The 10,418-nt window shown below is 47.8% G+C and carries 9 protein-coding genes and 1 riboswitch; of the genes, 4 read left to right on the top strand and 5 right to left on the bottom strand.

All coding sequences use genetic code 11. The features are described 5' to 3' along the window. Nucleotides 1–87: 87 nt before the first annotated feature. Nucleotides 88–313, bottom strand: a riboswitch (cobalamin riboswitch). Nucleotides 314–583: 270 nt separating this feature from the next. Next, the gene (locus Abor_RS08760; protein WP_232015023.1) at nucleotides 584–1,684 is read right to left on the bottom strand and encodes a PepSY-associated TM helix domain-containing protein; all 1,101 of its coding nucleotides are present in this window, start codon (nucleotides 1,682–1,684) and stop codon (nucleotides 584–586) included. A 386-nt stretch (nucleotides 1,685–2,070) separates the two neighbouring features. Here Abor_RS08760 and Abor_RS08755 point away from each other — a divergent pair, with 386 nt between their 5' ends. Beyond that, nucleotides 2,071–3,099 (top strand): hypothetical protein, encoded by a 1,029-nt coding sequence (locus tag Abor_RS08755; protein WP_244877884.1) that lies wholly within the window; start codon nucleotides 2,071–2,073, stop codon nucleotides 3,097–3,099. Between the two features lie 213 nt (nucleotides 3,100–3,312). Here Abor_RS08755 and Abor_RS08750 read toward each other — a convergent pair whose 3' ends face one another. Next, nucleotides 3,313–3,996 (bottom strand): tetratricopeptide repeat protein, encoded by a 684-nt coding sequence (locus Abor_RS08750; protein WP_052946406.1) that lies wholly within the window; start codon nucleotides 3,994–3,996, stop codon nucleotides 3,313–3,315. Beyond that, entirely contained in the window at nucleotides 3,996–6,287 is a 2,292-nt protein-coding gene (locus Abor_RS08745) for a TonB-dependent receptor (RefSeq protein ID WP_048841490.1), read from the bottom strand. Before Abor_RS08745 ends, Abor_RS08750 begins: the two co-directional genes overlap by 1 nt. Before the next feature lie 324 nt (nucleotides 6,288–6,611). On the opposite strand from Abor_RS08745, the gene exbB reads away from it, so the two are divergent. Genes exbB through Abor_RS08730 form a run of 3 tightly spaced genes read left to right on the top strand, consistent with a single transcriptional unit; the run spans nucleotide 6,612 to nucleotide 8,686 of the window. Then, nucleotides 6,612–7,364: a tonB-system energizer ExbB gene (gene exbB / locus Abor_RS08740; protein ID WP_048841489.1), complete on the top strand. Its 753-nt coding sequence runs from the start codon at nucleotides 6,612–6,614 to the stop codon at nucleotides 7,362–7,364. A 6-nt stretch (nucleotides 7,365–7,370) separates the two neighbouring features. Beyond that, on the top strand, nucleotides 7,371–7,841 hold the full coding sequence (gene exbD, locus Abor_RS08735) for a TonB system transport protein ExbD (RefSeq protein WP_048841488.1): 471 nt from the start codon (nucleotides 7,371–7,373) through the stop codon (nucleotides 7,839–7,841). An 11-nt stretch (nucleotides 7,842–7,852) separates the two neighbouring features. Beyond that, nucleotides 7,853–8,686 carry an energy transducer TonB family protein gene (locus Abor_RS08730; RefSeq protein ID WP_048841566.1) on the top strand — a complete coding sequence of 278 codons (834 nt, stop codon included), beginning with the start codon at nucleotides 7,853–7,855 and terminating at the stop codon, nucleotides 8,684–8,686. Nucleotides 8,687–8,737: 51 nt separating this feature from the next. On the opposite strand, the gene Abor_RS08725 is transcribed toward Abor_RS08730, so the two are convergent. Next, a complete protein-coding gene (locus Abor_RS08725) occupies nucleotides 8,738–9,394 on the bottom strand; it encodes a response regulator transcription factor (protein ID WP_084594455.1) in 657 nt (218 codons plus the stop codon). Then, entirely contained in the window at nucleotides 9,384–10,418 is a 1,035-nt protein-coding gene (locus tag Abor_RS08720) for a sensor histidine kinase (RefSeq protein ID WP_048841487.1), read from the bottom strand. Before Abor_RS08720 ends, Abor_RS08725 begins: the two co-directional genes overlap by 11 nt.

Genomic DNA, 10,418 nt, shown 5'->3' with positions numbered 1-10,418 from the left:
CCACGAGAGCGCGCCATTACGCACAGCCATTTAAAGCTTATGCATAACACCACACACCATCAGGACACCCCGCCCAACAGTTCCCGGTTGCAACCACATATAACGGCAGGTCTCCTGGCTTGTGGCTCAAATTTTTTGCCTCACCTTCCCAGAAGTTTGCACCCCCAGTGGCCTGAACAAGATAGTCAGTAGAGCAAAAACATACCACTTACAGTTGCGGGGACAGCCGAAGCCTTGAATGGGGGTTACCACTCGCACTTCGTTCCCTTTTAATCTCTCTTACGCAAAGAGAACCGTTACCGCTATTTTTATGGGGCCGCCTAATTGATGTCAATTCAAGCCAGCTTTGCTCTGGCAAGCAAGACACTTCCGCCATTTTTTGCTTGCAAAACTGCAAAGCTCTTCTCTTAAACGGCCCCAAGCAGACCCCAAAAATAGAAGGAATTTTTGAAATGGCGTTTTAGCATCATGTAAAAATTGAGTGCCACTGACCTGCCACGGCTCTAACACGACAAGTAAGCTTTGCAGCCGCAATGCCATAACAGCGCGGCTGCATCATAAGCTTCAAGCACCCGCAACCCTACTAGACACTTTTTGACTCGATACCTTGAGGTATGGTGCGTTTCACTTTACCCCGCACGCCGCCTGCAAACCAGAATGTCCAGCATGAAAACAGACCAAGCACACATAAAACGAGCCCAGACAGCGCCATTATAAGCTGGTGCAAAGCCCCCGCCATTTTGCCGGTATGCACCGGAAAAATCATGTTAAAGGCCTGTGCCTGTGCACGGGCCTGCGTGGCATCACGCGCCCCAACAAGCTGCCCCGTATCTGCGGCGAACCATACCATTGTACGGCCATTAGGCAGCCACTCGGCAGGCTGGCGCAGCCTTACGGTAATAAGGCCACTCCCTTTACGCGGTAAGGCTATGCTTCTGAACTGCGCCTGCGGAAATCTATCTCCTGCTTCTTGCACAATTTTTGGCCAATCAAGATTTTTGGCCACAGGTACAGCAGGGTATGCTGGCGGTTTAAGGGCCTGAGAGATTGCAGCAGCACTACCCGGCCCCAACAAAACGTTTGCAACAGGCTTAAAAGCCATGGCCACACCCGTAACCAAAGACACCACCAAAACAGGCGTTATAAGAATACCACTGTCTTTGTGGTAACGAATTAACGCAGCCCGGCTAAAACGTTTGGGCCATAAGCGTGCTTCAAACGTTTTGCGGTTACGCCACCAGCTTATAATGCCCGACACAACCAAAAACAGGCCCACCACACCGGCACTGCCCACCCATGTTTCGCCCGCTGGGCGGGCAAATAAATAGCGATGAAGAGATACAAGCCACAGTTCTGGCCGCGCCCACTCGCTCGACCATGCGGCTACCGTGCGGCCTTGCTGGTCAAGATAGGCGCCACGCCCATTGGCATAGGCAATGCGGTGCACCGTTAACTCGGGAGAGGCAAACGCCACCATTTGCGCCGGGGGGCCTTTACTGTGCATGGCCTGCGCAACCACCTGCTGTTGCGTAAGGCTACGCATAACAAAAGGGTCGTTTTTATGGGCAACCAGTGTCCAGTTATCTTTGTAAACCAACAAAGCACCAGACAACCCCAAAATAGCAAGAAGCAGGCCACACACCCCGCCTACCCACTTATGTGCTAGAGTAACAAGACGTATCACGCTGTAAGCACCATTTATTGCATGAGAAACAAGAAGGCCCAGAGCATAGGCGTTCTTGCTCTCAAATTCCTACAATCTTATGCATTGTTCTAAAAAAACATACTCACCCTCAAATACGCACCTGTGCCTACATGCAGGAGGGTACCCGTGGTCTATTTTGCACCACTCACGTATTTTTTATATTTTTATCAACATGATAGTGCGCACAATGCTATGCGTTGCAGGCTGCCATACTATTCCTTTACTGCCCTGTGCTTACACACTAGGTTGCGCGCTACGCGCGGCATGGCCTTGTACAACGCTAGGCCGCATTTTGTTTCTTATGTGCGCCGTCGTGCATTCAATGCTGCCACGCGCACACCACTAACTAGACGAGCTTTGAGTAAATGCGTGCTCTTTTTGCGCCTGTTATTTGTTTGCCAACGGCAGTTTTTTTCGGTTTTTGCGGTCTTGTTCTGTTTACTCAACCAACACAGGCTGCTGGCACAGACAATAGCAACGCTGGCGGGTCACAAGCACCCGGAGAGAGCAAACCACAATGGTACACAGGCTCTCTTGTTTCTCCCTCCGGCGCCATGACCCAAAAAGGCATTTTGGCATGGGAACCCTACATGACCTACAGCCAGCCAGTTGGTTACCTTAATAGTAACGGCAGCTTTGGGCCCCAGCACCCCCGGCAAAAAGCCGTAACCAATTTTACATTGTATAAATACTCACTAACAGATTCCATTAGCCTGCAAGCCACACCCGCCATCAGCTACAGGTGGGAGCGCGGGCATGGCACCAGCAGTGGTCTTAAATTTGCAGACCTGCCCATAGACCTCATGTGGCGCTACCTTGATGCTGACCCCAAACGTTATATACCGGCACTCAGCATTTTTGCTGGCATGGCTTTTCCAACTGGTGATTATAACAAACTTGGCCGCGCGCAAGATGGCGTAGGGGCCGGGGCTTATACGTTTCGGCTCGCGTTAACAGAACAATCTACCTACACCCTACCCGGCCAGCACGAATTACGCTTGCGTATGTGGAGCACTTTGCGCCGCGCAGTGACGACTGCCCACCTGCACGATACTACCAGCTATGGCACAACCGCAGGCTTTAGGGGGCGGGCACAGCCCGGTATGTATGGCCAAAGCGGCTTTTCGTTAGAATTTGGCATAAACCAAAAATGGGTTCTGGCACTCGACCTTGCACGAGACTGGTCAAACGGTGCCCATATACACGGCACCAATGCTGTGGGGCAAAAAATCAACACCATTTCCTCTTCATCAGGAGATTGGCAAATAGCCCCAGCGCTTGAATATAACTGGTCACCCCGTTTTGGTGTTATCGCTGGGGTTTCAACCTATTTTGCAGGGCATAATACCGGTTTTGATATTTCACCCCAAATTGCTTTTAATAGCGTTTTCTAACGCTGACGGTTTGAAAATAAACATAGAGGCAGGTTCAGCGTGTCCCCGCTCAATAAGACGCTTTAGTGCAAGGTCGGTCAATAATATCCCGCCATAAGCAGCACTACCTGCCATGATAGCAACGGCCTAAAGTAAGCCACCCATACCCCTAGAACAAAGGCGTGCTAAAGTGTTTAGCCTGTGCCAGCCCCCCCCTTTAACCTAACTCGCACTTTAGGTTTGGGGCTCGCACAATTGTATCGTTTTTTGGTACACTTCTTTTAAAAAGAGCCCATCATGCTCAAGCAAAAACATTTTTAGAGCCTGCCAATAGGCCATAAACCCTAAAGGTAGAGAATACTCAAACCACTGTGCTGCTTGGTCATATTTTTGGTGTGTATACAAAATACGGCCCATATTAAATGCGGCCCAGCAATCTCCTGCCTCTGCTCCGGCTTTAAAATATTGGCAGGCTTTTTCTAGGTCGGCCTGCCCGGCAATACTACCATTTTCATGCAATGTACCAAGCATATTGAGGGCTTTACTCACGCCTTTACGCGCAGCCTGCACATAATAGGTAAAGGCTTTTTCTGTATCTTGCGGCACGCCGTCTCCTGCAAGGTAGAGGTCTGCCAAATTGAAATAAGCCCACCCATAATCTTGTTCTGCCGCACTTTGAAAATACAACACAGCATGTGCTGCACTACGCTTAACACCCCAGCCTTGCTCATACGCCCGGCCAAGCATGTTAAGGGCTTGAGGTTGGCCACTTTGTGCCGCCAAAGCAAACAGGTTAAAGGCCCCGGCTGCGTTTCCGTTATTCAGCTGTATTTGGCCAATAAGCAGGTGCACATGCACTGTATCTAGCAGCGTGTGACTGGTGGGAGGCAACGCCCCCACCAGTTCTTTTGTGCTCATTAAAATGTTAAACCAACGTTACCAATAAAGGAGCGCCCGGGCCCCGGCACAGCACGGCTTGTGCTAAACGAAGACGCATAATTTAAATGGTCTGTAATATTATTGGCATTAAACGAAATACGGTAATTTTTGGCCTCCCATGATACCATGCCGTTAAGAGAGAACTGATACGGAATACGCGCCGTGTTACTAAAATCTCCGTTTGACCAATAAGCAGAGGCATATTGCGCCCCACCGGCAATTTTCAAATGCCCGCTTTCTGGCTTAAACAAGTAATCTGTCAGGTCGTAAGATGTCCATACCGAGAAATTATTATGAGAAACCCCCGGTGCCTCTTTACCACGATACTGCGTGCTATTCCGAATTTTTCCATCCATCCAAGAATATGCACCATAAATATCCCAATTTTTTGTAATTTTACCTGTCAGGTTTAATTCTACACCACGGGTGCGCAGCCCAACGCCTGAGTCACTAAAGCCGGAAACAACATCTCCATTTTCGTCGTAGTAATAAGAATTGTTTTGGTTAATCTGAAAAAACGCAACTCCTAGGCCCAAACGCTTCTGTAAAAAGTCTGTCTTGTTACCAAATTCAAACAGGTCACTCCGCTGCGGTTTAAAGTCTGCACCATTTTGCGGTGTATCGCTTGCCAGAATTGTAACCTGAGAAGAAACATCTGTACCAATAGGCTTATACGAACGTGAGAAGGTGAAGTAAAAAGACGAGTTTTTTAAAGGGGTATACATAATGCTGCCAGATGGGCTCCAACGGTCGGCATTCTGTTTTTGCCGCGGCACTAATACCGGTGAAAGCTGGTAGCCCGCAAAAGTAGATTGGAAAGCATCCCACCGCACAGAACCAAACAAAGCAAGCTCTTTAGTCAACTGAATATGGTCAGACAAAAACAGCCCAACATCGCGTTGGTCTGAGTTCGCTTTGTTGGATTTAGGAAATGTTACATAAGCCCCTTTAGAAGAATGAGACGTGTTACGAATAGTTTGGTCATTTACCCGGCCAAACCATGTGCCCATATACCGGTCTTCATCTTGGTAGTTTACATCCACCCCAAATTTGAGGTCATGCTTAATCTGGAAGGTGGTAAAGCGGGCATCACCCATCATCACGTTTTCAACACCTATCCCTTTAGAAAGATACGCCGTGCCGCCCATGGCTCCATAAGAAAGAGTAGGGTTGCCCCCAGCCATAAACGAGCTGACACAAGCCGGTGTGCTGCATGCTGCGGGCGTAGTAGAGGCATAATTGCGCTCATACCGCGTAAAACGCGTGTTATTACTAAAAGTAAACCATGAAGAAATTTTCGATTTAAGAGATGATGTCAGGCTATGGATATCAGAATTATCCCGGTCGGCCTCTCTAGCATATGTTGTGCTCCGGTCGAGCCCTGCACTGGTTATGGGTTTATATGTGCCGTTGGGCAGCTTGATCATACCCACCCCGTAGTCTGGAATACTATCGGTATGCAGCCACCGCCAGTTTAAGTGCCATGTTGTCTTACCATGCAGCCCAACACCCAAATCTGCCGAGGCACCATAACGGTTTGAATAAACATAGTCTCGGCCAGCAACGCCAGCACGGTTATACATACCGTTAAGGCGCAACGCCACATTTTTGGTAAACTGGTAATTTACATCACCTTGCCCGCGGTACATGCTCGCGCTACCAAAAGCTTGGTCGTAATTATACGATGTGCCGTCATGGGCTTTTTTCAATGTTTCATTAATAAGGCCGCCCAAATTAGCCGCGCCAAAATATTCGCCCGCAGGGCCTTTAATTACCTCAACATTTTCAATATCAAAAATGTCTCGGGTATATGTGCCAAAATCTTTCAAACCATCGGTATACACATCGCCACGGGCCTGCTGCCCCCTAATACGAAACTGGTCACCATTCAGCCCGCCACGCCCTTCACCCGTTGAAAGCGTAATACCAGGCACGTTAGCAAGGGCCTGATCGAGTGTATAAAGACGTTGTTGTTTAATAATTTCTTGAGGAACAACATTAATAACCTGTGGCGTATCACGCACAGAGGTAGGCATACGCCCAATATCCAACAGTGTTGCGTTCGTGTTGGGAATTTCGTTTTCCCGCTTGTTTTCACCACGCACTTTAACAGCTGAGAGTTTAATTGTGCTATCCGTTTGCGCAGGCTCAAGATTTGTCTCTTGCGCCTCGGCCTCGCTTTCTGCCCAGCCTAAACTGGCAGATAAGCTCAAGGCCACGGCAGCCCCAAGGCGCATTTTAGGAGAGAGCTGACGCGTACACTGTTCCATTATTATCTCCTACTTGGGCGTAAGACACCCAATATGTGTTATTCAGCGTATCGATAAACCGTGCTCTTATTATGATATTGCGTATCGTTCGCAACAAATAAATGCGAGTCATTCTTATAAACTCCCCCACCCTGTTGCGTTCTGAACACAGCTTGAGCCTCTAAACTACCGCTTACCCGTAGCTTTTAGCCCCGTACCGGTGCCTCACACTCTTTTATCTTGAGAACGAGTCTTATTTGCATATATAAGCGGCCCGTTGCAGGCCTTTATAGCTACACCGTGCCTATGCACGCCCCAGTAAAACACTCAGGAGAACCACAGCACATGCCACCCCTTCCCCCTTCTGCGCTCTCATTTTCTCCGTGGGATATGTTTTTGCATGCGGGGCCAGTGGTACGCTGCGTTATGATGCTCCTTGCCGTAGCAAGCCTGCTGACATGGACAATTTTTATCGCCAAATCTGTTGAACTCTTTAAGGTGCGGCGCACCCTACACTTGGCCGAACACTCTTTAGAAACCGCCAACAGCCTAGATACAGGCGAGCACGATACGCGCCAAAGCCGCGTTGCACATACCTTGGTTATGGCAGCAGAGGTTGAGCGCGAACGCTCTCGCGATATCCCAGATGATAGCGAAGGGTTAAAAGAGCGCATTGTGCTCCACCTTGAGCGCTTAGAAGCGGCAGAAGGCCGTAGGCTTATGCGGGGCACTGGCCTGTTAGCGACTGTTGGGGCAACCTCTCCCTTTATTGGGCTTTTTGGTACGGTGTGGGGTATCATGACCTCATTCACCGGCATTGCCGCTAGTAAAGCAACCAGCCTAGCTGTTGTTGCACCCGGTATTGCAGAAGCTCTTTTGGCTACAGCACTGGGGCTTGTGGCCGCTATTCCCGCAGTGGTTATTTATAACCACCTTGGCCGCCAAACAGCGGCATGCCGCGCACAGGTGGCAGACCTTACCTCTCTTGTTATGCGGCTTGTCTCGCGCGACTTAGGGCGCGCTCAAGCGCTCACCGCCAAACACGCCGCCAGCGGGCAAATTGTACGCTTTGATACCCCCCGCATGGCAGGGGAATAAACTTATATGATCCGTATTCGCCACACAGACGAAACGCTGCACGAAGCCAGCGAAATTAACGTAACACCCTTTATTGATGTCATGTTGGTGCTGCTGGTTATCTTTATGGTGACTGCACCACTCACCACCGTCAATGTGCCCGTTGACCTGCCTTCTTCCAGCGAAAAGCCAGCCCCCCGGCCAGATAACCCCGTGTTTCTAACCGTAAAAGCTGACCATGACCTTGCCTTGGGAGAGGACAATATCTCTCTCGAAACACTTCCCACGGCATTGGCCACAGCCACCAAAGACGACAAAGAACAGCGTATTTTTCTGCGGGCTGACAAAACAGTCGAGTATGGCACGCTCATGAGCGTTATGGATAAACTGCGCAGCGCAGGCTACCTCAAAGTAGCGCTCGTTAATTTACAAGGGCAGGAGCAAGGGAGCGCTACAGGCATAGTAACGCCTTCTGCCATAAACGGTACCACCCCGTGACCCCTACTGCCATGCACAACCAGAACAACCCCGCACCGTCTTTTTCTGCTTGGTACAAAAGCCAAATACAAAAAGCCCAGCGAGAAGAAACACGCCGCTGGAGTTGCGCGCTTTTAGCCGTTGTGAGTGTAAGCGGGGTTGTTTTATGGGGTGCAACCCACTTAACGCCTACTGCTCTACCCGCACCGGAAGCACCAGCAGCCATTGCTATCGATATGGCACCTGCTCCCGTTTCCCCGCCAGCACCGCCCACAAATGTACCCCTAGGCCCGCAGCAAACGCTTTCTGTGCCCGATACCACACCGGTAGACCCACCTAAAATTACCGCCCCCCCCTCACCCGCTCCTAACCCACCAGTGCCTGTACCAAAGCCTGAAAAGCCGCGTAAACTTACAAAGCTGCATAAAACGACAGTAACTTTAAACAAGCCAGTTCCAGACAAAACACCACCAGCAAACACCACAACGGCCCCACCCGCAACAGAAGCACCACCGGCACAAACACAAGCAGCCCCTAGTGCCAGCGCCTCTTCTTCTCAATCGTCCTCACAGGCTCCTGCAACATGGCAAAGCGCGCTTCTCGCCCAGCTTGAAAAATTTAAGCGCTACCCAGCAGAGGCCATGGCAGACCACCAAGAAGGCGTGCCCACGCTTACCTTTGCCATGAACCGCCAAGGCCATGTGCTTTGGGTCAAACTTGCCCATAGCTCTGGCCATACTTTGCTGGATACAGAAGCCCTAGCACTTCCTAAACGCGCACAGCCACTCCCTGTGCCGCCAGAGAGCGTAGCGGGAGACCCCCTAACACTCACCGTGCCAGTAGAATTTTATATTCATCAGAACTAGTGACCGAACATGAGCAAAACTGTTTGTAAAAGAGAAATAGTTTTGTTCATGTTATTTATTTTTATATCGAGATATTTCTTTATTATGTAAATTAAGATACTCACTCATTCTTACTAAATCTGCCAAAGATTGTGCATGCATTTTTTTCATAATATGCGCCCTATGTATTTTAACAGTAATAAGGCTAATACCTAACCGATCTGCAATTTGTTTATTCATCAAACCTGAAATAATGCATTCCATCACTTCTTTTTCTCGTTGGCTTAACGTCGCGTAATAATCAGTCGCTTGTTTTTTCTTTTCTTGGGATTCTTGATTATTTCGCCATTTTTCAAGTGAATCTGCAATCGCATTAAGCAAAACCGTATCTTTATATGGTTTAGAAAGAAAATCTGTTGCCCCACTTTTAATACCCCGCACAGCCATTGGAATATCCCCATGGCCCGTAATAATAATAACCGGCAAGGTTAGGCCACGCTGCGCCATCTCTTCTAAAAAATCTAAACCATTTACGTTACCTAATTTCACATCAAGCAGCATACAACAGGCTTGCGGCGGCAAAGGCGTGGTTAAAAATTCGTCTGTGCTTGAAAAAATAAATGTTGTAAAACCAACACTCCGCAGCAAACTATCTAATGAAAATTGAACATCTTTATCATCATCAAGAATAACAATAAGATTTTGCTCTTTGGGTATTTTATGAAACATGTTTTGGCAACTGTATTATAAATTTTGCACCTTTGAGCTTATTATGTTCAGCAATAAGCCTACCCCCATGAGCTTCAATTATCCCCTTACAAATTGTCAAACCCAACCCCATGCCGTTTTGCTTTGTGCTAAAAAATGCATCAAAAATATTTTCCGGTGTTGCTTCTATAAATCCCATTGCATTATCAACAACATGAATTGCAAAAAAATTCTCTCGATCGGTCATATCATACACGCGAATATGAATGAAATTGTTAGGTATGCTCTCCTTAAATGCCTGAATAGCGTTCATTAAAATATTAATGAAAATCTGCTGAATTTCTATTCTAACAGCACAAAACTGAATATCCTGTCCGGAAGGGTTGAAAATCACGTTTATTTTCTTATTGCTTATTTCATTCTTTAAAATATCGCAACTTTCTTGAATAATTTGGTGAACAGAAATTTGCTCTGGTATGCCTGATTTTTTTTGAGCAAGGTTCTTAATATTACCAATAATACTCTCCGCCCTTTGAGAGTTTTTTTCTATAGAGCCAAAACAGTGCAAAGCCTCAGTAAGGTCGGGCTCCGTTTTCTTTAACCACCTTACGCCAGAATGTGCATATGTTCTGATTGCTGTAAGTGGTTGGTTAATTTCATGCGCAATAGATGCTGAAAGGTAGCCCAATGTAAGCATACGGTCAGCATGCGCCAGAATACGCTTTTGCTTTGCAAGAGCTTCAGTAATACGTTGGTTACGCAATGCAAGAAGAGTAACCAATAAAATAGCAAAAATGCTCAAGGCTAAGCGTGTATATGGGCCGTGCACAATGTCATCTCTATGCACTAAAGAAAAAGAAAAAACACTCAAACCAATACATAAACAAGCTATAAGCTTGATAACATGCCGAGACGCTGCTTGAGACACCAGAAAAATGACAATAACATACAAGACGCTAAATGCGTCATGCCTTGGTGGTAGCAACGTAAAGCAAAAAATAGACAGTGATAAAAGCACTATAAACAAAAGAGACAAATGCCTCAT

The sequence above is a fragment of the Acetobacter orientalis genome (genome assembly GCF_000963965.1).
In the GTDB taxonomy this organism is placed as follows: Bacteria; Pseudomonadota; Alphaproteobacteria; order Acetobacterales; family Acetobacteraceae; genus Acetobacter; species Acetobacter orientalis.
The sequence above is the reverse complement of the archived record's forward strand: the minus strand, read 5'-3'. Positions and strand labels throughout refer to the sequence as shown.